This window comes from Pseudomonas sp. GD04019 (genome assembly GCF_029837695.1).
Lineage (GTDB): Bacteria > Pseudomonadota > Gammaproteobacteria > Pseudomonadales > Pseudomonadaceae > Aquipseudomonas.
The window spans coordinates 272,012-294,490 of sequence record NZ_JAOEEA010000004.1 but is presented as its reverse complement, the minus strand read 5'-3'; the positions used below and the strand labels follow the sequence as shown (position 1 = coordinate 294,490).

At 66.5% G+C, this 22,479-nt stretch carries 20 protein-coding genes; 8 read left to right on the top strand and 12 right to left on the bottom strand.

Annotation, left to right across the window (positions count from 1 at the left end; translation table 11 throughout):
• Window positions 1-93: 93 nt before the first annotated feature.
• From N7607_RS08790 to bioB, 10 genes are all read right to left on the bottom strand, one after another.
• The gene (locus N7607_RS08790) at window positions 94-1,872 is read right to left on the bottom strand and encodes an acyl-CoA dehydrogenase C-terminal domain-containing protein (RefSeq protein WP_279868927.1); all 1,779 of its coding nucleotides are present in this window, start codon (window positions 1,870-1,872) and stop codon (window positions 94-96) included.
• A 124-nt stretch (window positions 1,873-1,996) separates the two neighbouring features.
• Window positions 1,997-3,289 (bottom strand): GGDEF domain-containing protein, encoded by a 1,293-nt coding sequence (locus N7607_RS08785; RefSeq protein WP_279868926.1) that lies wholly within the window; start codon window positions 3,287-3,289, stop codon window positions 1,997-1,999.
• Window positions 3,290-3,455: 166 nt separating this feature from the next.
• Window positions 3,456-5,261, bottom strand: coding sequence for a phenylacyl-CoA dehydrogenase (locus tag N7607_RS08780; RefSeq protein ID WP_279868925.1), 1,806 nt, complete (start codon window positions 5,259-5,261; stop codon window positions 3,456-3,458).
• A gap of 169 nt (window positions 5,262-5,430) precedes the next feature.
• Window positions 5,431-6,165 carry a putative metalloprotease CJM1_0395 family protein gene (locus N7607_RS08775; protein ID WP_279868924.1) on the bottom strand — a complete coding sequence of 245 codons (735 nt, stop codon included), beginning with the start codon at window positions 6,163-6,165 and terminating at the stop codon, window positions 5,431-5,433.
• 56 nt (window positions 6,166-6,221) lie between these two features.
• On the bottom strand, window positions 6,222-6,518 hold the full coding sequence (locus N7607_RS08770; RefSeq protein WP_279868923.1) for a pyrroloquinoline quinone biosynthesis protein PqqE: 297 nt from the start codon (window positions 6,516-6,518) through the stop codon (window positions 6,222-6,224).
• 96 nt (window positions 6,519-6,614) lie between these two features.
• Complete coding sequence (bioD, locus tag N7607_RS08765) at window positions 6,615-7,304, bottom strand: dethiobiotin synthase (RefSeq protein ID WP_279868922.1); 690 nt, start codon at window positions 7,302-7,304, stop codon at window positions 6,615-6,617.
• A 1-nt stretch (window position 7,305) separates the two neighbouring features.
• Entirely contained in the window at window positions 7,306-8,103 is a 798-nt protein-coding gene (gene bioC, locus N7607_RS08760) for a malonyl-ACP O-methyltransferase BioC (RefSeq protein WP_279868920.1), read from the bottom strand.
• Window positions 8,096-8,827 carry an alpha/beta fold hydrolase gene (locus N7607_RS08755; RefSeq protein ID WP_279868918.1) on the bottom strand — a complete coding sequence of 244 codons (732 nt, stop codon included), beginning with the start codon at window positions 8,825-8,827 and terminating at the stop codon, window positions 8,096-8,098. Before N7607_RS08755 ends, bioC begins: the two co-directional genes overlap by 8 nt.
• Complete coding sequence (gene bioF / locus N7607_RS08750; RefSeq protein WP_279868916.1) at window positions 8,820-9,989, bottom strand: 8-amino-7-oxononanoate synthase; 1,170 nt, start codon at window positions 9,987-9,989, stop codon at window positions 8,820-8,822. The genes N7607_RS08755 and bioF overlap by 8 nt, the downstream gene beginning before the upstream one ends.
• A 109-nt stretch (window positions 9,990-10,098) precedes the next feature.
• Entirely contained in the window at window positions 10,099-11,157 is a 1,059-nt protein-coding gene (gene bioB, locus N7607_RS08745) for a biotin synthase BioB (protein ID WP_279868914.1), read from the bottom strand.
• Between the two features lie 62 nt (window positions 11,158-11,219).
• Here bioB and N7607_RS08740 point away from each other — a divergent pair, with 62 nt between their 5' ends.
• The 6 genes from N7607_RS08740 to rarD all read left to right on the top strand — a co-directional run bounded on the left by N7607_RS08740 (window position 11,220) and on the right by rarD (window position 16,276).
• Entirely contained in the window at window positions 11,220-11,954 is a 735-nt protein-coding gene (locus N7607_RS08740) for a ComF family protein (protein ID WP_279868913.1), read from the top strand.
• Window positions 11,955-12,014: 60 nt separating this feature from the next.
• Window positions 12,015-12,770, top strand: a complete 756-nt coding sequence (locus N7607_RS08735; protein ID WP_279868912.1) for a TOBE domain-containing protein — start codon at window positions 12,015-12,017, stop codon at window positions 12,768-12,770.
• A 16-nt stretch (window positions 12,771-12,786) separates the two neighbouring features.
• Window positions 12,787-13,524, top strand: coding sequence for a molybdate ABC transporter substrate-binding protein (gene modA, locus N7607_RS08730; RefSeq protein ID WP_279868911.1), 738 nt, complete (start codon window positions 12,787-12,789; stop codon window positions 13,522-13,524).
• Window positions 13,511-14,200, top strand: a complete 690-nt coding sequence (gene modB, locus N7607_RS08725; protein WP_279868910.1) for a molybdate ABC transporter permease subunit — start codon at window positions 13,511-13,513, stop codon at window positions 14,198-14,200. Before modA ends, modB begins: the two co-directional genes overlap by 14 nt.
• 46 nt (window positions 14,201-14,246) lie before the next feature.
• Window positions 14,247-15,221 carry a serine/threonine protein kinase gene (locus tag N7607_RS08720; protein ID WP_279868908.1) on the top strand — a complete coding sequence of 325 codons (975 nt, stop codon included), beginning with the start codon at window positions 14,247-14,249 and terminating at the stop codon, window positions 15,219-15,221.
• A 158-nt stretch (window positions 15,222-15,379) separates the two neighbouring features.
• A complete protein-coding gene (gene rarD / locus N7607_RS08715) occupies window positions 15,380-16,276 on the top strand; it encodes an EamA family transporter RarD (RefSeq protein WP_279868907.1) in 897 nt (298 codons plus the stop codon).
• Between the two features lie 701 nt (window positions 16,277-16,977).
• Here rarD and N7607_RS08710 read toward each other — a convergent pair.
• Together N7607_RS08710 and N7607_RS08705 are read right to left on the bottom strand one after the other, a co-directional pair.
• On the bottom strand, window positions 16,978-17,499 hold the full coding sequence (locus N7607_RS08710) for a glycine cleavage system protein R (RefSeq protein WP_279868906.1): 522 nt from the start codon (window positions 17,497-17,499) through the stop codon (window positions 16,978-16,980).
• A 21-nt stretch (window positions 17,500-17,520) separates the two neighbouring features.
• A complete protein-coding gene (locus N7607_RS08705; protein ID WP_279868904.1) occupies window positions 17,521-17,988 on the bottom strand; it encodes a GNAT family N-acetyltransferase in 468 nt (155 codons plus the stop codon).
• Window positions 17,989-18,153: 165 nt separating this feature from the next.
• On the opposite strand from N7607_RS08705, the gene N7607_RS08700 reads away from it, so the two are divergent.
• Together N7607_RS08700 and N7607_RS08695 are read left to right on the top strand one after the other, a co-directional pair.
• Window positions 18,154-20,331 (top strand): malate synthase G, encoded by a 2,178-nt coding sequence (locus N7607_RS08700; protein WP_279868902.1) that lies wholly within the window; start codon window positions 18,154-18,156, stop codon window positions 20,329-20,331.
• A gap of 332 nt (window positions 20,332-20,663) precedes the next feature.
• Window positions 20,664-22,478, top strand: coding sequence for a DUF1302 domain-containing protein (locus N7607_RS08695; protein WP_279868901.1), 1,815 nt, complete (start codon window positions 20,664-20,666; stop codon window positions 22,476-22,478).
• The last annotated feature ends 1 nt before the right edge of the window (window position 22,479 follow it).

The window sequence follows — 22,479 nt, the reverse complement described above, 5'->3', positions numbered from 1 at the left end:
ACTGGTGCACAGACACAACGCTTCGCTTGCTCACATTTCACCGGACACAAAAAAGCCCCGCCGAAGCGGGGCTTTTTCAATGCATCAACCGACTCAGAACTGAGCGGCGTCCAGCAGATACAGCGACTCGCTACCGGCCTTGACCGAAGCGGTCAGCGAGTGAATGCGCGGCAGCAGGCGGGCGAAGAAGAAGCGCGCGGTACCCAGCTTGCTCACGTAGAACTCGTCGTCACCCTGCTTGGCCAGTGCAGAGCGGGCCATCAGCGCCCAGACGTAGGCGTAGGCGGTGTAGCCAAACACCTGCAGGTACTCGACGGAGGCAGCGCCGATCTCGTTCGGGTTGCTCTTGGCCTGGGCGATAACCCAGGCGGTCAGCTCATCGAGGTTGGCGATGGCGGCTTTCAGCGGCTCGGTGAACTCGCCCAGCGAGGCATCGGCGCTACCGATGAAGGCCTTCACTTCGTCGCTGAAGTGCTTGTAGAAGCTGCCGCCGCTGCCGACGATCTTGCGGCCCATCAGGTCCAGCGACTGGATACCGTTGGTACCTTCGTAGATCTGGGTGATGCGGCAGTCGCGGATCAGCTGCTCCTGGCCCCATTCGCGGACGAAGCCGTGGCCGCCGAAGATCTGCTGGCCGTGGATGGTGGTTTCCAGGCCCATGTCGGTGAGGAAGGCCTTGGCCACCGGGGTCAGCAGGGCGACCAGTTCTTCGGCGCGCTTGCGGGTGTCCTTGTCTTCGCTGTACTTGGCGGTGTCCAGCTGCATGGCGACGTAGCTGGAGAAGGCGCGGCCGCCCTCGTTCAGCGCCTTCATGGTCAGCAGCATGCGACGTACGTCCGGATGCACGATGATCGGGTCGGCGGCCTTGTCCTTGTTCACCGGGCCGGTCGGTGCGCGGCTCTGGATGCGGTCGCGGGCGTATTCGATGGCGCTCTGGTAGGAGCGCTCGCCCAGGGCCAGGCCCTGGATGCCGACGCCCAGGCGCTCGTAGTTCATCATGGTGAACATGGCGTTGAGGCCCTTGTTCGGCTCGTCGACGATCCAGCCGGTGGCGCCGTCGAAGTTCATCACGCAGGTGGCCGAGGCCTTGATGCCCATCTTGTGTTCGATCGAGCCGCAGGACACGGCGTTCTGCGCGCCCAGCGAACCGTCGGCGTTGACCATGACCTTGGGCACCAGGAACAGCGAGATGCCTTTCGGACCGGCCGGGGCGTCCGGCAGCTTGGCCAGCACCAGGTGGACGATGTTCTCGGTCAGGTCGTGCTCGCCGCCGGTGATGAAGATCTTGGTGCCGGAAATCTTGTAGCTGCCGTCGGCCTGCGGTTCGGCCTTGGTGCGGATAATGCCCAGGTCGGTACCGGCGTGCGGCTCGGTCAGGCACATGGAGCCGGCCCAGACGCCGGCGTACATGTTCGGCAGGTACTGCTGCTTCAGCTCTTCGCTGGCGTGGTTGAGGATCGACAGGCAGGCACCGGCGGTCAGCATCGGGTACAGGCCGAAGGACAGGTTGGCCGAGTTGACCATTTCCTCGACCTGGGCGCCGATCACTTTCGGCATGCCCATGCCGCCGAAGTCCGGCGAACCGCCGACACCGACCCAGCCGCCTTCGGCGTAGGTCCGGTAGGCCTCGGGGAAGCCGGCCGGGGTTTTCACCACGCCGTTGGTCCAGGAACAGCCTTCCTCGTCGCCGCTGCGGTTCAGCGGGGCGATCACGCCGCCGGTGACCTTGCCGGCTTCTTCGAGGATCGCGGCAGCGGTGTCTTCGTCGACCACTTCGGCCAGACCTGGCAGCTGGGCCCAGAGCTTGGAGACTTCGAAGACTTCATTGAGAACGAAGCGCATGTCGCGCAGGGGAGCTTTGTAATCGGCCATGGAGCGATCCTCGGGGGCAACGAAACGGCCGACGATCCGGCCGATCCAACATGCTCCGGAGTCTATCTGAACACCAATTTAGGACATAGGTTCTAGTTGTGAACCATTGGTCACACCATCTTGCTCACTCGGTCGCGGCCTTGACCCGCACCGCGCCGCGGCGATTCTCGCCCTGGGCTACCACGCAGTTGCGGCCGGCCTTCTTGGCCGCGTACAGGGCCTTGTCGGCACAGCGGATCACCTCGTCGGCCGAACGCTGCTGCATCTCGCGCTCGGCCACGCCGATGCTGATGGTCACCGACACGCTGGCCGCACCGCTGGCGCGCCGGCGCTGGCGGCCTTCCTTGTTGTCCTTCGGCCGTTGCTGCTTGTCGCGCAGCTGCAGCGGGTAGTTCTCCACCGCCAGGCGCACTGCTTCCAGGTGCTGGCGGCAGTCCTCGATGGACTTGCCGGGGAACACCAGGGTGAATTCCTCGCCGCCGTAGCGATAGGCCTTGCCGCCACCGCCCACCTTGCGCAGCTGACTGGCGACCAGGCGCAGCACCTGGTCGCCGACGTCATGGCCGTGGGTGTCGTTGAATTTCTTGAAGTGGTCGACGTCGGCCATGGCGATCACGTAGCTGCGCCCCAGGCGCTCCAGGCGATCATTCAGCGCGCGACGCCCGGGCAGACCGGTGAGTTCGTCGCGGTAGGCCATCTGGTAGGCCTCGTGCACCACGGCGGCGACCAGCATCAGCATCACCAGGCTGCTCATCACCTGCAGGGCGTGCGGCAGGATGAAGGTGTTGGGCAGCATCCACAGCAGGCCGAACAAGCCCAGCAGCACCGCGGCATGCAGGGGGCGGGGCTGGCGCAGGTACTGCACCAGCAGCAGCACGCCGGCGATCAGGAACAGCGGGTAGGACAGCTGGATCAGGCTCATCCACTGGCCATGCCAGAGTGGCCAGTGGATCTCCGCCAACCACGCCTGCAGCCCCTGGGGAAAGCGGCGTGCCAGGGCCAGGGCAGTGCCGCCGATGGCCAGCAGCACGGCGGCGCGGGCGACCATGTCCTGCAGCAGGTGGCTGCGCTCGCGCCAGGCGCCGTACAGCCCGTAGAGCAGCGGCAGCAACAGGCAACACAGGTGGAACATCAGCGCCGCGTCTTCGCGCACCTTGCCGTGCTCACGGAAATAGTCGGTCTGGGTGTCCAGCAGGAAATAGCCGAGGTAGACCACCACCAGCAGGGACAACTCGCGCTGGCGGCCGTAGACCACGCAGAACGCGCCGCCGAGCAGCAGGAGCAGGGTCGGCAACACGTTGAACAGGGACAGGAAGAATTCGTTGAGCTGGCCCATGCGCGCGACCAGCAGTCCGGCGACCAGCAGCGGCAGCGCGGTCAGCAGATGATCGGGGCGGTAGGCGGTGAGACGCGGCACTTCGAATTCTCCAGCCCGCAAAGCAGGAGCGGGACGCGGCATTTTGCCTGTATCGCGCGCAAAGGACAGCGGTGATCGTTCGCATTCTGTCGACTCGCCTTTTTCCAGGCGAAAAAAAACCGCGACCCGAGGGCCGCGGCTTTTCTGACCTGCGGTCGGACCGGACTTAGTAGCCCAGAGCGAAGTGCTCTTCGTCCATTTCCATCAGGTTGCTGGCGCCGGACAGCATGGTGGCGACGTGAGTACGGGTACGCGGCAGGATGCGCTCGAAGTAGAAGCGCGCGGTCTGCAGCTTGGCCTTGTAGAAGGCCTCGTCCTCGGTGCCGGCAGCGATCTTCTCGGCAGCCAGGCGAGCGATGTCGGCCCAGAAGTAGGCCAGGCAGGCGTAACCGGAGTACATCAGGTAGTCCACCGAGGCGGCACCGACTTCTTCGCGGTCCTTCATCGCGGCCATGCCCACTTTCATGGTCAGGTCGCCCCACTCCTTGTTCAGCTGGGCCAGCGGTGCGACCAGGCCTTTGATGGCCTCGTTGCCTTCGTTGGCTTGGCAGAACTTGTGCACGATCTTGGTGAAGCCTTTCAGGGCCTCGCCTTGGGTCATCAGCACTTTACGGCCGAGCAGGTCGAGGGCCTGAACGCCGGTGGTGCCTTCGTACAGGCAGGAGATGCGGCTGTCGCGCACGTTCTGCTCCATGCCCCACTCGGCGATGAAGCCGTGGCCACCGTAGATCTGCACGCCGTGGTTGGCGGCTTCGAAGCCGACTTCGGTCATGAAGGCCTTGGCGATCGGAGTCAGGAAGGCCAGCATCGCATCGGCGGCTTTCTTCTCTTCTTCGTTCTGGCTGTACTTGACGATGTCGACCTGCTTGGCGGTGAAGTACACCATCGCGCGGTTGCCTTCGGCGAAGGCCTTCATGGTCAGCAGCATGCGACGCACGTCCGGGTGGACGATGATCGGGTCGGCAGCCTTGTCCGGCGCTTTCGGGCCGGTCAGGGAACGCATCTGCAGACGCTCGCGGGCGTACTTGATGCCGCCCTGGAAGGCGATTTCGGCGTGGGCCAGGCCCTGCAGAGCAGTACCCAGGCGAGCAGTGTTCATGAAGGTGAACATGCAGTTCAGGCCTTTGTTGGCCGGGCCGATCAGGTAGCCGGTAGCGCCGTCGAAGTTCATCACGCAGGTGGCGTTGCCGTGGATGCCCATCTTGTGCTCCAGGGAGCCACAGGAAACGGCGTTGCGGCTGCCCACGGAGCCGTCGGCGTTCACGTTGAACTTCGGCACGATGAACAGGGAAATGCCCTTGGTGCCTTGCGGGGCGTCGGGCAGGCGGGCCAGCACGATGTGGACGATGTTGTCGACCATGTCGTGTTCGCCGGCGGAGATGAAGATCTTGGTGCCAGAAACTTTGTAGGAGCCGTCAGCCTGAGGCTCGGCCTTGGTGCGCAGCATGCCCAGGTCGGTACCGCAATGCGGCTCGGTCAGGCACATGGTGCCGGTCCACTCGCCGGATACCAGCTTGGTCAGGTAGGTGTGCTTCTGCTCGTCGGTGCCGTGGGCTTCGATGGTGTTCATCGCGCCGTGGGACAGGCCGGGGTACATGCCCCAGGACCAGTTGGCTTCGCCGACCATCTCGCTCAGGGCCAGGCCCAGGGATTCCGGCAGGCCTTGGCCGCCGTGGTCGACGTTGTGCGCCAGGCTCGGCCAGCCGCCTTCGACGAACTGCTGGTAGGCTTCCTTGAAGCCGGTCGGGGTCTTCACACCGGACTCGGACCAGGTGCAGCCCTCGAGGTCACCAACACGGTTCAGCGGAGCGATGACTTGCTCACAGAACTTGGCGCCTTCTTCCAGAATGGCGCTGACCATGTCCGGGGTGGCGTCTTGGCAGCCAGGCAGGCTCTGATAGTGCGCTTCGTAGCCGAGCAGTTCGTCGCGAACGAAGCGGATATCACGCAAGGGGGCCTTGTACTCAGGCATAGCGGTAAACCTCTACGGTGGATTCCTTAGTGTTTTGGTGACCGTCTAGAGCGGTCGTTCGCGGGATTTCTCCCGGCACCCGGCAGGCGCAAACCGGCCCGGCACTCAAACAAGCGTTTGAAACATACGTTTACGCCCTACCCTTGTCAAGCACCCCCCGGGGAGCGCTTCAGACCCGCAGGTCAACCGCCGGCAGCGGAGCCTGCAGCTGGGCCAGGCGCAGATACAGGTCCAGTCTAGGTGGGGTCGCCGCCTGCTGCGGCTTTTCTTCCTCCTCGCGTGCGGCTTTCTCCCCCTCTTCGGCCAATTGCTCCTCGCGCCGGGTGGCACGCTCTTCGGCGGCGGCAACGGCCTCTTCGCGGCGCAGCTCGGCCAGTTCGGCGCGGGCCTGAGTGGCTTGCGCCGCGGCCTCGGCGGCGACGCGCAGATCCTGGGCGGAAGGCTCGGCAGGCGCCAATGCGGCGCGCTGCACCAGCTCCATCTTGCGCAGGGTGGCCTCGGGATCGCCGGGGATGGGGCTGGTGTCGATGCTGACTTCGCCGCCCACGGCGTAGCTCTTGCCGTCCGGGCCGCGTTTGAAGGTATAGGTGGGTGCGCCGGCATAAGAGCCACCGACCGAGGCATGGGCCTGCTCGTGGGCGCGCACTTCGCGGTCGCGGCTAGCCAGCTCGGCGATTTCCAGCTGCTCCTGGCGCAACTGCTGGGTTTCGCGCGGGGATTCTTCCTCACCCTCGGCGTCGGTGAGCGCCGGGCTCTTCGCCTCGTCACGCAGCTCAGGCGACTCGGCGCCTGCCAGTGGTTTGGCGGCAGGATCGGCGGGACGAGAAAGTTCGGACGAAGGAGTCCTGGCCGCCTGGGACGACGGCAGGGGCGCAGCGTAGGTCATGGCGCTGCCGATCTGCATCACACCCCTCCTCGCCCGGCCGGGCGAGCCCTCTGATTACTGCGTCGACAGCCCTGTCAGGCGCGGGTATCGATCAGCGTGCCGAGCACTTCGTCGGCGGTTTCCACCACCCGGGCGCTGGCCTGCACTTCGTTGCGACCCTGGGTCAGGCTCACCAGGCTCTCGGCCAGATCGGGCTGGGTCGCGGCGCGCACCTCGGGGTTCGGCTCGACCTGCTGCGGCGGCGAAGTCTGCGTCGGCGCCTGGGCCGGCAGGGTGTTGCTGGCGATCTCGCTGGCGGCCTGGTCGACACGACGTTGCCCGGCCTGGATGCCACTGAGGCCAGCGCTGAAGGCGTTACCGGAGATTTGCATGCTTGTGACTCCCTGACGGGGACAGACTCGTGCGGACAATTGAAGCAGAAAATGCTCAAAAAACGTACAAGCAAAGCGTTATGGCCGATCAGCGGTTTATAGCGCGGAGCTCAGCGGTCGCAGATCAATATGCGCAGCCACCGCTGCGGGCGTCGCTACCGCCAGGCGCGGCACCCGCCCCAGGCATGGCGCCGGCAGGCGCTCGGCGAGGGTCGCCAGGTTCTCGTCGAGGCGCGAGGTGTGCGGGTCAACGATATTGGCCACCCAGCCGGCCAGACGCAGGCCGTCGCGCTCGATGGCTTCCACGCTGAGCAGCGCATGGTTGATGCAACCCAGGCGCACACCGACCACCAGGATCACCGGCAGGCCGAGCGCAACGGCCAGGTCGGATAGATTCTCGCTCCCCGCCAACGGCACCCGCCAGCCACCCGCGCCCTCGACCAGGGAAAAGTCCGCATCCTTATCCAGGACTCGGCGCACCGCCGGCAGCAGCCGCGCCACGCTCAGCTCGACGCCCGCCTCGCGGGCCGCCAAATGCGGGGCGATGGCCGGTGCAAAGGCGAACGGATTGACCTCGTCGTAGCCCAACGCCAGCGAGCATTCGCCGAGCAGCGCCAGGGCGTCGCCGTTGCGCAGGCCTTCGGCCGTCGTCTCGCAGCCGGAAGCCACCGGCTTGGCCGCCGCCGTACTCAGCCCAGCCAGGCGCGCGGCGTGCAGCAACCCAGCGGCGATGGTGGTCTTGCCGACTTCCGTGTCAGTACCGGTGACGAAATAGGCCTGGCTCATATCAATCCTTGCGTAGCACGCCGTACACCACCTGGTAAGTGGCCGGCAGGCCCTGGGGCTGGCGGAAATGCTCGTAGGCTTCGACCAGGGCGCGAACTCGCGCGCGCCCGGTGAGGCCGCCCGGGCGACCGGGGTTTAGGTTGTGCGCGCCGAGCGCCTTGAGTTCGTGGGTCAGGGCGCGCAAGTCGGGGAAATGCAGCGTCCGGGCCTGGCGCTGCAGCATCAGCAGCTGCAGGCCGCTGGCCGCGCACAGCGCCTGGTAATCCTCGAAACGACGGAAACGATTGACGTGGACGAAGCCGTCCACCGCCTGCCAGCTGTCGCGCAGCTCCTGCAGGGTCCCGACGCACAGGCTGCTGAAGGCCAGCACACCGCCCGGGCGCAGTGCCCGGCGCGCCTCGGCCAGCACCGCAGCGAAGTCGCCACACCACTGCACGGCCAGGCTGGAGTAGATCAGGTCGAGGCTGCCATCGCGCAGCGGCAGACGCTCGGCATCGCCGACCACGAACTGGCGAGCGCCACCCTGCGACCGTGCATGGCGCAGCATACCCTCGGCCAGGTCCAGGGCCAGCCCACTGCCCTGCGGGTAGCGCGCGGCCAGGCCACGGGTGAAGTACCCGGTACCGCAGCCCAGATCCAGCCAACGGGCGGGAGTCAGCGCCGGCAGGCGTGCCAACAGCTCATTGCCGACATCGCGCTGCAGCGCGGCGACGCCGTCGTAGCTCTGCGCCGCTCGCGAAAAGGACGCCGCGACCTGGCGCTTGTCCGGCAGGTCGCCCTGTTGCAGTGGCTCAGACATCGCCCGCCTCGCCGAGGAAAGCCAGTATTGCCGCCGCTATCTCGTGCGGACGCTCCAGCGGGAAGGCGTGACTGACTTCCTCGATCAGCCCCACCTCGATATCCGGCTGCAGCATCAGCAGCTCACCGGCCACCTCGGCCGGCACCAGGGCGTCGGCGCCGGCCAGTAGATGCAGTTGCGGCCCGGCGAAGCGCTGCAGGGCGCTGCGCCCATCGAAACTGCCCAGCACTTCGAGCCCAGCCAGCAACACCTCGGCAGCAGCATGCGGCGCGCCGGCCTGTAGCTGGCGTGCCAGGCCGCGTGCCTCAAGCGAGCCCTGGGTGCAGAGCAGGCTGAAGCGCTTGAGGGTGGCGGCGGGATCGGCGCGGCAGCCGTCGACAAAGGCCTCGAAAGTGGCTTCCTCCATGCCGTGCGGCCAGTCCGGACCGGCGACGAAACAGGGATTACTGGCCAGGGTCAGCAGGCCGCGGCAGCGTTCGCCACGCAGGGCCGCCAGCTCGCTGGCGAGCATGCCGCCGAGAGACCAGCCGCCCAGCCAGGTATGCGGCGGCAGGCGTTCGTCCAGCTCCAGCAGCCAGTCGCGTGGCTCGCCACGGGTCAACTCGGGTAGCGGTTCGATTTCCACCTTGAGCGTCGGGGCGAGACCACGCAGGGCCTCGGCCAACACTTCCAGCGGCAGGCTGCCCAGGCCCCAGCCCGGCAACAGAATCAGATGATTACGCATCGCGGTTCACCAGCGGCCAGCATTCGGCCAGGGCATCGAGCAGGCGCCCCAGCTGCGCCTCGCTGTGCAGCGCGGAGAAGGTCACGCGCAGGCGTGCACTGCCGGCCGGCACGGTGGGTGGGCGAATGGCGCCGACCAGCAGGCTGCGCTCCTTCAGCAGTGCGGAGAGCCGAAGCGCACGCTCGCTGTCGCCGACCAGGATCGGCTGGATCAGCGTCGGGCTGTCCATCAGGGTCAGACCGATCTCGGCGGCGCCGGCGCGGAAACGGGCGATCAGCTTGTTCAAGTGCTCACGACGCCAGCTCTCGTCGCGCAGCAGCTGCAGGCTCTTGAGGCTGGCGCAGGCCACAGCAGGCGGCTGGCTGGTGGTGTAGATGTATGGCCGGGCGAACTGGATCAGCGTCTCGATCAGCTCCTCGCTGCCGGCCACGAAGGCACCGGCGGTGCCGAAGGCCTTGCCCAGGGTGCCGACCAGCACCGGCACGTCATCCAGCCCCAGGCCGAAGTGCTCGACTATGCCGCCGCCGCTGGCGCCCAGCGGGCCGAAGCCGTGGGCATCGTCGACCATCATCCAGGCGCCCTTGCTGCGGGCCTCGGCGCACAGGTTGGGCAGGTCGGCCAGGTCGCCGTCCATGCTGAACACGCCATCGCTCACCACCAGGGTATTGCCCTCGGCCCGCTCCAGGCGCTTGCTCAGGCTCACCGCATCGTTGTGCAGGTAGCGCGAGAAACGCGCGCCGGAAAGCAGGCCGGCATCCAGCAGCGAGGCGTGATTGAGGCGATCTTCCAGCACCGTGTCGCCCTGCCCGACCAGCGCGGTGACGGCGGCCAGATTGGCCATATAACCGGTGGAAAACAGCAACGCCCGCGGCCGGCCGGTGAACTCGGCCAGTGCCTCTTCCAGCTCGTGGTGCGGCGCGCTATGGCCGATCACCAGGTGCGAGGCACCACCGCCCACGCCCCAGCGCTCGGCGCCAGCACGCATGGCCGCGATCACCTCGGGGTGATTGGCCAGGCCCAGGTAGTCGTTGGAGCAGAAGGCCAACAGTGCCTGGCCATCGACCACCACCTCCGGCCCCTGCGGACCTTCCAGCAGCGGGCGCTGGCGATAGAGGTGAGCGGCGCGGCGCTCGGTAAGACGGGTGGCAAGATCGAAGGTCATGGGCGCGAATACCGGCAACCGGTGGATAACCGCAAGCGGGTTATCCACCCTACGAGAAGGTCAAGCGTTGCGTAGGGTGGATGGCGCTTCATCCATCCACCGTTCGAGGTCAGGCCGAGGCCGCGTCGTAGAACAGTTGGCCGTCACGCTGCTCGACCAGCGCTTGCTCGATGGCGGCCTGGTGCACTTCGTCGGCGTGCTCTTCGCGCTCCTCCGGCTTGATGCCGAGGCGGGCGAACAGCTGCATGTCCTTGTCGGCCTGCGGGTTGGCGGTGGTCAGCAGCTTCTCGCCGTAGAAGATCGAGTTGGCACCGGCCATAAAGGCCAGGGCCTGCATTTGCTCGTTCATCGCCTCGCGGCCAGCGGACAGGCGCACGTGGGATTTCGGCATCATGATCCGCGCCACGGCGAGCATGCGGATGAAGTCGAACGGGTCGACATCCTTCTCGCCGGCCAGCGGCGTGCCTTCGACCTTGACCAGCATGTTGATCGGCACGCTTTCCGGATGCTCCGGCAAGTTGGCCAGTTGGATCAGCAGGCCGGCGCGGTCGTCCACCGACTCGCCCATGCCGAGGATGCCGCCCGAGCAGATCTTCATACCCGCATCGCGCACGTAGGCCAGGGTCTGCAGGCGCTCCGAGTAAGTTCTCGTGGTGATGATATTGCCGTAGAACTCCGGCGAGGTATCGAGGTTGTGGTTGTAGTAGTCGAGGCCGGCCTCGGCCAGGGCGCGGGTCTGCTCCTGGTCGAGCTTGCCGAGGGTCATGCAGGTTTCCAGGCCGAGCTTCTTCACGCCCTCGACCATCTTCAGGACGTAGGGCATGTCCTTGGCCGACGGGTGCTTCCACGCCGCGCCCATGCAGAAACGGGTGGAGCCGATGGCCTTGGCCTCGGCGGCGGCCTCCAGCACCTTCTGCACTTCCATCAGCTTCTGCTTGTCCAGGCCGGTGTTGTAGTGGCCGGACTGTGGGCAATATTTGCAGTCTTCCGGGCAGGCACCGGTCTTGATCGACAGCAGGGTGGAGACCTGCACGCGGTTGGCGTCGAAATGCGCGCGGTGCACGGTCTGGGCCTGGAACAGCAGGTCGTTGAACGGCTGCTCGAACAGCGCCTTTACCTCGGCGAGGGACCAATCGTGACGAGTGACGGAGGCGATACTGGCGCTCATGGGCGATATTCCTTGTTCTAGGCTGTGCAACACGGCTGCGAGGCATAGTCAAAGGAAGGACCATGCGCTGTCAACCATTCACCGATAGCCAGGTTTACATCTGGACGAAAAATAAACAAACCTGCTTGTTGTGCGCTGAAACGGCGGACACCGCGCACCCGCTGTGCAGCGCCTGCGAGGGCGAACTGCCGTGGCTGGGAGGCCACTGCAACGTCTGTGCCCTGCCCCTGCCGGCCATTGGCCTGACCTGCGGCGCCTGCCTTAAGCGATCACCAAGCTTCGCCCGGGTCGAAGCGGCCTGGCGCTACGCCTTTCCGGTCGACAGCCTGATCACCCGCTTCAAGCACCAGGCGCAGTGGCCAATGGGACGTCTGCTGGCCGAGCTTCTGTCACATCATCTGCAACACGCTTTTGCCGAAGGCCTGCCGCGCCCGGACCTGCTGTTGCCCGTACCGCTGGGACGCAAGCGCCTGCGCAGCCGCGGCTTCAACCAGGCCGCAATGCTCGCCGACTGGCTGGGCAAGAGCCTGCAATTACCGGTACACGAGCGCTGGCTGCTGCGCCCGCAGGAAGGTGCGCACCAGCAGGAGCTGGACGCGACCGCGCGCAAGCGCAACCTGCGCCAGGCCTTCGCCCTCGCCGAACACGCCGAGGTGCGCGGCCGGCATATCGCCCTGGTCGACGACGTGCTTACCACCGGCGCCACGGCCGAAGCGCTGGCGCGCCTGCTGCTGAAAGCCGGTGCAGCGCGCGTGGATGTCTACTGCCTTGCCCGCACACCCAAGCCGGGAGATTGACCGCAGGCTCTGGATCGCGCATCGTGCAGCGCTATATAGAAAACTATATTGCGCCTGGCCATGACGCTTCTGACCGCCCTCGCCCAACATATCGCCCGCCGCCCGCAACGCATCGCCCTGCTCCACCAGGTGGCGGAACAGGGCTCGATCACCCGTGCGGCCAAGGCTGCCGGGCTGAGCTACAAGGCGGCCTGGGACGCCATCGACGAGCTAAACAACCTGGCCGGCCAGGCGCTGGTCGAGCGCAGCGTCGGCGGCAAGGGCGGGGGCGGCGCGCGCCTGTCGGCCACCGGCGAGCGCCTGTTGCAGCTGTATCGCCGCCTCGAACAACTGCAGGCGCAACTGTTCGACGCCGCCGAGCAGGATGCCGACCTGGCCCTGCTCGGCCGCCTGATGCTGCGTACCAGCGCACGCAACCAGCTCAGCGGCCGGGTCAGCGCCATCCACCCGCAGGGGCGCAACGACCTGATCGAAATCACCCTGGGCGACGACAACCGCCTGCAGGCGCAGATCACCCACGACAGCACCCTGCACCTGGAGCTGGCCATCGGCAGCACCGTGGTCGCGCTGTTCAAGGCCGGCTGCCTGGAATTGCTAGCGAGCGGCCAGAAGGCCAACGATGCGCTGCGCGGCGAGATCGAGGAGGTACTCAACCAGGGCGACGGCCCCTGTGAAGTGCGCATCGCCCTGCCCGGCGGCCAACGCCTGTGCGCCCTGCTCGATGCGCAACAGCCGCCAGCTCTCGACCTGGTCGTCGGCCGGCCGATCCAGGCCCGTGTTTCCCCCGCCCAAGTCCTGCTGGGCATCGCCACCTGAAGACAAGGAGTTCACCATGCGTCGCCTGCTACTCTCCCTCGCCCTGCTCGGTATCACCCAGGCCCAGGCCGCCGAGCCGACCCGCATCGCCGTGGCCGCCAACCTGCTGCCGGTGATGGAAAAGATCGCCAAGGACTACCAGCAGCAGACCGGTACCGAGGTGCAACTGGCCGGTGGTTCCAGCGGCGCCTTCTTCGAGCAGATCCAGCGCGGCGCACCCTTCGACCTGTTCTATTCGGCCGATGCCGAGCGCCCGGACAAGCTGGCCGCCGCCGGCGCCGGCGAAGCCTCGCGCACCTACGCCTGCGGCCGCCTGGCCCTGTGGGTACCAAAGAGCGAACCCAAGCTGAACGCGCTGCCCGCCGGCAAGATCGCCATCGCCCAACCGGATACCGCGCCTTATGGCAAGGCCGCCCTGCAGGCCATCGAACGCAGCGGCCAGCTGGACGCGCTGAAGCCGCGCCTGGTGTACGCCCAGGACATCGGCCAGACCTTCCAGTTCGTCACCACCGGCAACGCGCCGAGCGGCTTCGTCGCCCTCAGCCAGCTGACCGCGGCCAAGTCCCCGCAAGCCCAGTACGTGCAGATCGACGCCAAGCTCTACGACCCGCTGGTACAAAAACGCGTGCTGCTGGCCAAGGGCGAGCGCAAGGCCGCCGCCGAAGCCTTCCTGACGTTCTTCGATGCCCAGCACGAGACCCTGAAAGCCGCGGGCTACGCCCTGCCCGGCGAGGCCGGCTGTGCTGCTGACTGACAGCGACTGGCAGGCGCTGTCGATCACCCTGCAGCTGGCCGGTCTATCCACCGCCCTGCTGCTGGTGATCGGCCTGCCGCTGGCGGCCTGGCGCGTGCGCAAGCAGACCGCCCTGCGGCGCATCCTCGACGCCGTGCTGGCCCTGCCCCTGGTGCTGCCGCCAACCGTGCTGGGCTTCTACCTGCTGGTGCTGTTCGCCCCCTCCACGCCGCTCGGCCAGGCCTGGCACTGGCTCACCGGCCACGGCCTGGCCTTCAGCTTCACCGGCCTGGTGCTGGGCTCCGTGCTTTACTCGCTGCCGTTCGTGGTGCAGCCGCTGACCGTGGCCATGCGCGAGATTCCGCAAAGCCTGCTGGAGGCCGCCGCCAGCCTCGGCGCCAACCGCTGGGAGCGCCTGCTGCGCGTGTTACTGCCGCTGCTGCGGCGCGGCATCCTGGTCGCCGCCACGCTCGGCTTCGCCCATACCCTGGGCGAGTTCGGCGTAGTGCTGATGCTCGGCGGCAGCATCCCCGGCGAGACCCAAGTGGTGTCCATCGCCCTGTTCCAGCATGTCGAGGCCCTGCGCTATGGCGAGGCCCATCGCCTGGCCGCCTGCCTGCTGGGGCTGTCGTTCCTGCTCCTGCTGCTGGTCTACGGCCTGGGTGATAGCCGTCGCGCCACGCCCATGCGCAGCTGAGCACCCGCTTTACGCGTAGACTGGGCGCCTGATTTCGGAGCGCCCCATGTCCCATCCCTTCGCCGCCCTCACCCCCGACCTGGTTCTCGACGCCGTCGAGAGCATCGGTTACCTCAGCGATGCCCGCGTGCTGGCGCTGAACAGCTACGAGAATCGCGTCTACCAGGTGGGGATCGAGGACAGCCAGCCGCTGATCGCCAAGTTCTACCGCCCCGACCGCTGGAGCGATGCGGCGATTCGCGAGGAGCACGCCTTCAGCTTCGAGCTGGCCGAATGCGACGTGCCGGTGGTGGCGCCGCTGCAGCAGGACGGCGAGAGCCTGTTCGAGCACGCCGGCTTCCGCTTCGCCCTGTTCCCCCGCCGCGGCGGTCGCGCGCCGGAGCCGGGCAATCTGGACCAGCTGTACAGCCTCGGCCAGCTGCTCGGCCGTCTGCACGCGGTCGGCGCCAGCCGCCCGTTCGAACATCGCGAGACACTGGCGGTGGACAACTTCGGCCACGCCTCGCTGACCACCTTGCTGCAAGGCGACTTCGTCCCGCGCAGCCTGCTGCCGGCCTACGAGTCGGTGGCCCGTGACCTGCTCAAGCGCCTGGACGAACTGTTCGGCCGGGTGCGCTACAACCCCATCCGCCTGCACGGCGACTGCCACCCGGGCAATCTGCTGCACCGCGACGACGCCTTCCATATCGTCGACCTGGACGACTGCCGCATGGGCCCGGCCGTGCAGGACCTGTGGATGATGCTGGCCGGCGACCGCCAGGAACGCCTCGGCCAGCTCTCCGAACTGGTCGACGGCTACCAGGAGTTCCATGACTTCGACTCGCGCGAGCTGCCGCTGATCGAGGGCTTGCGCGCACTGCGCCTGATGCATCATAGCGCCTGGATCGCCCGGCGCTGGGACGACCCGGCCTTCCCCCTGGCCTTCCCCTGGTTCGCCAACGAGCGCTACTGGGGCGATCAGGTCCTGGCCCTGCGCGAGCAACTGGCGGCGCTGGACGAGGAGCCGTTGCGGCTGTTCTGATCGAGCGCGGTAGCCCGAAGCCAGGCGCCGCCGTAAAGCCTTTCTTACGCCATTTTCGCAGCAGCAAGGCGAGCCAAAGCTGATCACACAGACAAGCTCCATCGACCGGCACTAGAATCAGGGCTCTTTCGTTAGCCGCCTATCCACCAAGGACGCCCATGTCTTCCGCCAACCCCAGCCGCGGCTATGCCCTCGGCATCGCCGCCTACCTGATCTGGGGCCTGTTCCCGCTCTACTTCAAGGCCATCCAGGCCGTGCCGGCGCTGGAGATCATCGCCCACCGGGCGATCTGGTCGGCGCTGTTCGGCGCGGTGCTGCTGGCCCTGTGGAAACACCCCGGCTGGTGGCAGGAGCTGCGCGACAACCCCAGGCGCCTGGCGGTGCTCACCGGCAGTGGCCTGCTGATCGCCAGCAACTGGCTGGTGTACGTGTGGGCGGTGAACAACGGGCGCATGCTCGAAGCCAGCCTGGGCTACTACATCAACCCGCTGATCAACGTGCTGCTCGGCATGCTGCTGCTCGGCGAGCGTTTGCGCCGCCTGCAATGGGTCGCGGTGGGGCTGGCCGCCCTCGGCGTGCTGCAGCAGGTGTGGCAGGTGGGCAGCATTCCCTGGGTATCGCTGGTGCTGGCGCTGACCTTCGGTTTCTACGGGCTGATCCGCAAGCAGGCGCCGGTGGCCGCCCTGCCCGGCCTGGTGGTGGAAACCTGGCTGCTGCTGCCGCTGGCCCTCGGCTGGCTGTTGCTGCACCCGGCGGCGATAAGCACCCAGCCGGCGTTCTGGAGCAGCAGCGAGGCGCTGTGGCTGATCGCCGCCGGCCCCATCACCCTGGTGCCGCTGCTGTGCTTCAACGCCGCCGCCCGCCACCTGCCCTACACCACCCTGGGCTTCCTGCAGTACCTGGCGCCGACCCTGGTGCTGCTGCAGGCGGTAATGCTGTTCGGCGAGACGCTGGAGTCGAGCAAGCTGCTGTCGTTCGTGTGCATCTGGGCGGCGCTGTTCATCTATAGCCTGGACATCTGGCTGGGCCTGCGTCGCCGCGGCCAGGCTGGCTAGAAAACAGCCAACCGGCGGAGAAGCGCGACGGGGCTGGGCTGAGGCAGTTATTCCCAATCTTTTCCACAGCTCCATCCCCAGGCTTTGTGCACAAGCCAGACGGTGCTGTTCAGTTTCTGATCGATTGGCTACAGGCCTCGCCCCTCCTGGCCTGCAGCCCTGGTTCCCCAGGCTGTCCACAGGACTGCCCACGGCAAACGGGGATAGTCAGACGCAGCGCCACGGCGCGCGTTATCCACTGCGGCCAGCAGAGCGAACGCTGCACAAATATCAGCCAACGCGCCACAGGCCGCGCCAGCCGTGAAGCGCAGCGCTAAATCCCCGCCTTATCCACAGAACGATCCCCGGCCTTTGTGCACAAGCCATTGATACTGCTGGCTTTCTGAGCGAAGCGCGGGAAGCCGCGGAGCGCATGGCGTGCAGCGGCCATCCCCCAGGCTGCCCACACCTTCATCCACAGCTTTCGGGGATATCCATGCGCCACGCCGGGCTGGACGAAATTCGCCCAGCGCCCCGCAGGCCGCGCCAGCCGTGAGCTGCACGAGATGATCCCCGCGCTATCCACAGCTCCATCCCCGAACTTTGTGCACAAGCCGCTGAATATGAAGGTTTTTTGATCAGGCAAAGAAAAGCCCCGAGGCACTAGGCAGTGCGCCGGGGCTCCCCAGACTATCCACAGCTTCACCCACGCAAACTGGGGATCACTCCTCGGCAGTGCGCAGGTTCAGCTCCACCATCATGTCGTCGGCCAGGCTTTCCAGCTTGTCGCGCAGCAGGTCCAGCGACAGGGTCAGCGGCACGGCCAGCACCGCATCGGCGTGGAACAGCGGCTCGCTGCTCATCGGCGCCGGCGCCACCTCGGTGGTCAGGCTCTCCACATTGATGCCGTGCTCGGCCAGCAGGCGCGTAATGTCGCGGACGATACCGGGGCGGTCGTTGCCCACCAGGTCCAGGTGGATCGGCTTCCAGGTGCAGGACGGCTTGATGCCGCTCTCCGCCACCAGCACGCGAATGCCGTGGGTATTGAGGCCTTGCAGGCCATCCACCAGCTCGTCGTAGCCCTCGGCCGGCACGGCCACGCGCAGGATGCCGGCGAACTGCCCGGCCATGCGCGACATGCGGCTCTCCAGCCAGTTGCCGCCATGGGCGGCGATGCACTGGGCGATGCGTTCGACCAGGCCCGGTTGGTCCGGGGCGATGACGGTGAGTACCAGATGATCCACGTGCGACTCCTCGTTCAGGTTTCAGGCCGGGGCGTTCAGGCCGAGCCAGTAGGTATAGAACACCTCATCGCGCACATAGCCAAGCTTTTCGTAGAGCGCCTGGCCGGCGAAATTGTCCTTCGCCGTCTCCAGCTGCAGGCCGCAGGCGCCGCTCTGCTCGGCATGGGCGCGGGCAGCGTTCATCAGCTGCTCGGCCAGGCCCTGGCGGCGCCCGGCCGGGCTGACGTACAAGTCGCTGAGCAGGAAGGCCGGCTTCAGCTGCAGCGAGGCGAAGAACGGGTACAGCTGGACGAAGCCCAGCGCCGTGCCGGCCGCGTCGCGCGCCAGCAGCACGACCGACTCGCTGGCGGCCAGGCGCGCGGCGAGGAATGCCTCGATTTCCGAGGCCGGGCGCGGCACCTGGTAGAAGTCCAGGTAGCCGGCAAACAGCTCGACCAGCTCAGGCAGAACAGCAGGTAAATCGGCGGGTAGAACGCGGCTGACCGGCATGGCAACTCCACAGGCGAAAAAGTGCCCGCAGTATAGCCAGCGCCTGCGCCGCCGCCCGGCAGACGGGCACAGTTTGTGACTGATTTTTCCGAATGAGTCATGTAGTATCCGCCGACTCTTACTACATGGCCTTCCGGCCCTGTCTAGCATCAAGTGAGGCAAGCAATGACTGAGCGCGTTCAAGTAGGTGGTCTGCAGGTCGCCAAAGCCCTTTACGACTTCATCAACAACGAAGCCATCACCGGCACCGGCATCGCTGCCGACCAGTTCTGGGCCGGCGCCGAAGCCGTGATCAACGATCTGGCTCCGAAGAACCGCGCTCTGCTGGCCAAACGCGACGAATTCCAGGCCAAGATCGACGCCTGGCACCAGGCTCGCAAAGGCCAGGCGCATGACGCCGCCGCGTACAAAGCCTTCCTCCAGGAAATCGGCTACCTGCTGCCGGAGCCGGCCGACTTCCAGGCCACCACCCAGAACGTCGACGAAGAAATCGCCCGCCTGGCCGGCCCGCAGCTGGTCGTGCCGGTGATGAACGCGCGCTTCGCCCTGAATGCCTCCAACGCCCGCTGGGGTTCGCTGTACGACGCCCTGTACGGCACCGACGCGATCAGCGAAGAAGGCGGCGCCGAGAAAGGCAAAGGCTACAACAAGGTCCGTGGTGACAAGGTCATCGCCTTCGCCCGCGCCTTCCTCGACGAAGCCGCCCCGCTGGAAGGCGCTTCCCACGTCGACGCCACCGCCTATGTGGTGAAGAACGGCCAGCTGGCCGTGACCCTGAAGAACGGCAGCGAAGCCGGCCTGAAGAACGCCGCCCAGTTCATCGCCTTCCAGGGCGACGCCGCCGCGCCGATCGCCGTGCTGCTCAAGCACAACGGCCTGCACTTCGAAATCCAGATCGATGCCTCCAGCCCGATCGGCCAGACCGATGCCGCCGGCGTCAAGGACGTGCTGATGGAAGCCGCCCTGACCACCATCATGGACTGCGAAGACTCCGTCGCCGCCGTCGATGCCGATGACAAGGTCATCGTCTACCGCAACTGGCTCGGCCTGATGAAGGGCGACCTGGCTGAAGAAGTCAGCAAGGGCGGCACTACCTTCACCCGCACCATGAACCCGGACCGCGTCTACACCAAGGCCGACGGCTCCGAGCTGACCCTGCACGGCCGCAGCCTGCTGTTCGTGCGTAACGTCGGCCACCTGATGACCAACCCGGCGATCCTCGATGCCCAGGGCAACGAGATTCCGGAAGGCATCCAGGACGGTCTGTTCACCAGCCTGATCGCCATCCACAACCTGAATGGCAACACCAGCCGCAAGAACACCCGCACCGGCTCGGTCTACATCGTGAAGCCGAAGATGCACGGCCCGGAAGAAGTCGCCTTCACCGGCGAAATCTTCAGCCGCGTCGAAGACGTGCTCGGCCTGCCGCGCAACACCCTGAAAGTCGGCATCATGGACGAGGAGCGCCGCACCACCGTCAACCTCAAGGCGTGCATCAAGGCCGCCAGCGAGCGCGTGGTATTTATCAACACCGGCTTCCTCGACCGTACCGGTGACGAGATCCACACCTCCATGGAAGCCGGCGCCGTGGTGCGCAAGGCCGCCATGAAGGCCGAGAAGTGGATCAGCGCCTACGAGAACTGGAACGTCGACATCGGCCTGGCCACCGGCCTGCAGGGTCGCGCCCAGATCGGCAAAGGCATGTGGGCCATGCCCGACCTGATGGCCGGCATGCTCGAGCAGAAGATCGCCCACCCGCTGGCCGGTGCCAACACCGCCTGGGTACCGTCGCCGACCGCCGCCGCGCTGCACGCCCTGCACTACCACAAGGTCGACGTGTTCGCCCGCCAGGCCGAACTGGCCAAGCGCGAGCGCGCCTCCATCGACGACATCCTGAGCATCCCGCTGGCCAAGGACACCAACTGGTCGGCCGAGGAGATCCAGAACGAACTGGACAACAACTCCCAGGGCATCCTCGGCTACGTGGTGCGCTGGATTGACCAGGGCGTCGGCTGCTCCAAGGTGCCGGACATCAACGACGTCGGCCTGATGGAAGACCGCGCCACCCTGCGCATCTCCAGCCAGCTGCTGGCCAACTGGCTGCGCCACGGTATCGTCACCGAAGAGCAGGTGGTTGCCAGCCTCAAGCGCATGGCGCCGGTGGTTGACCGCCAGAACGCCAACGACCCGCTGTACCGTCCGCTGGCGCCGAACTTCGACAGCAACATCGCCTTCCAGGCTGCCCTGGAACTGGTGGTCGAAGGCACCAAGCAGCCGAACGGCTACACCGAGCCGGTCCTGCACCGCCGCCGCCGCGAGTTCAAGGCCGCCAACGGTCTGTAATTCGCAGCTGCAAGGAAAAAGCCGCCCTCCGGGGCGGTTTTTTTATGCCCGCTAACAGGGCAACAGCACAGGGCTGCTTATCGGGATAACCCCGGGTTATGCGCACTACCCGCGCGCCGGGCCAGCAACCATGCGCCTCGCAAGCCTTTGCCTGGAGACCCGCCGCGATGGTGGGCGCGCCGACCTCACCTTTGGCTATGGGCATAAGGATTATTCAGAAGTCAGGGGCGCCGGGCTTACCTAGGATGCCCCGGCACCTGTCATCAGGCTGCAAAGAAGCGATGCGCCGCGCGGCGTTGCCGCGGGCCTTCTTTGATCAGCAGGAGAGCCACATGAGAAGAACAACAACAGGCGCGGGGGCCATGTATCCCCACGCCCTGGCCCTGGCCGTAGCAATGGCAAGCGCGCTACCGGCCCAGGCCGCCAGCTTCAACATCGGGGAAATCGAAGGGCGGCTCGACTCCTCCCTGTCCATCGGCGCCAGCTGGGCACTGGATGAGGCCGATGCCAAGTTCATCGGCAAGGCCAACGGCGGCAGCGCCTCCACCCGCACCAGCGACGATGGCCGGCTGAACTTCAAGAAGGGCGAGACCTTCTCCAAGATCTTCAAGGGCGTGCACGACCTGCAGCTGAGCTACGGCGAGACCGGTGTGTTCCTGCGCGGCAAGTACTGGTACGACTTCGAGCTGAAGGACGAACACCGCCTGCTCTACGACATCGACGACAGCGGCCGCGACAACGCTGCCCAGTCTTCCGGCTTCGAGCTGCTGGACGCCTTCGTCTACCACAACTACCTGATCGGCGATCTTCCCGGCAGCGTGCGCGCCGGCAAGCAGGTGGTGAGCTGGGGCGAGAGCACCTTCATCCAGAACAGCATCAACGCCATCAACCCGGCCGACGTCGCCTCCCTGCGTCGCCCCGGCTCGGAGATCAAGGAAGGTCTGATCCCGGTGAACATGCTGTATGTCACCCAGGGCCTGACCGAGAACATTTCCGCCGAGGCCTTCTACCAGATCGAGTGGGAGAAGACCGTCCTCGACAACTGCGGCACCTTCTTCAGCACCGACACCGCGGCCAAGGGCTGCGACAACGGCATGACCACCTTCGGCAGCGACTACGACCGCGACCCGTCGGTGTACGGCTGGGTGCCGCGCGGCGACGACCAGGAGGCCCGCGACAGCGGCCAGTTCGGCGTGGCCCTGCGCTGGATGGTGCCGGAGCTGAACGACACCGAGTTCGGCTTCTACGCCATGAACTACCACAGCCGTACCCCGGAGAGCATGTGGACCGTGGGCCGCGCCAGCCTCAGCGCCGTCACCGGCGCCCCCGGCCCGGCCAGCGCCAGCTACTACCTGGCATACCCGGAAGATATCCGCCAGTACGGCATCAGCTTCGCCACCACCACCCCGGACGGCACCGCGCTGTCGGGCGAGATCAGCCACCGGCCGAACATGCCGCTGTCGCTCAACGGCACCGACGTGTCCACCGCCGCCAGCGTCGGCGGCCTGGTCAGCATGCTGGGCATCGACGGCCTGGCGATCTTCGACAGCGGCTGGGCCGATACCGAGTTCGGCAGCCTGGTGCAGGGCTACAAACGCATGCCCTTCAGCCAGGCCCAGGTCAGCGCCGTGCATACCTTCGATCAGGTACTCGGCGGCGACCGCCTGACCCTGATCGGCGAAGTCGGCTACAGCCATATCGGCGACCTCGGCTCCAGCGACGGCTCCGACCTGCGCTTCGGCCGCAGCAGCGTGTTCGGCAACGGCGTACTGCCGGACAACGCCGCGGCGCTGGGCATGACCGGCAACGGCCTGTGCAGCGCGCTGCTCAACACCACCAACCCGGACCAGTGCACCAGCAAGGGCTTCTACACCCAGAACTCCTGGGGCTACCGCCTGCGCACCCAGCTGGAGTTCAACGACGCCATCGCCGGGGTCAACCTCAAGCCCAACCTGGCCTTCGCCCATGACGTCGAGGGCTACGGCCCGACCTTCACCGAGGGCAACAAGTCGGTGAGCCTGGGCCTGGATGCCGACTACCTGTCCACCTATACCGCCAGCCTGAGTTACACCAACTACTTCGGCGGCGACTTCAACACCAACACCGACCGCGACTTCCTCGCCTTCAGCGTCGGCATGAGTTTCTGAG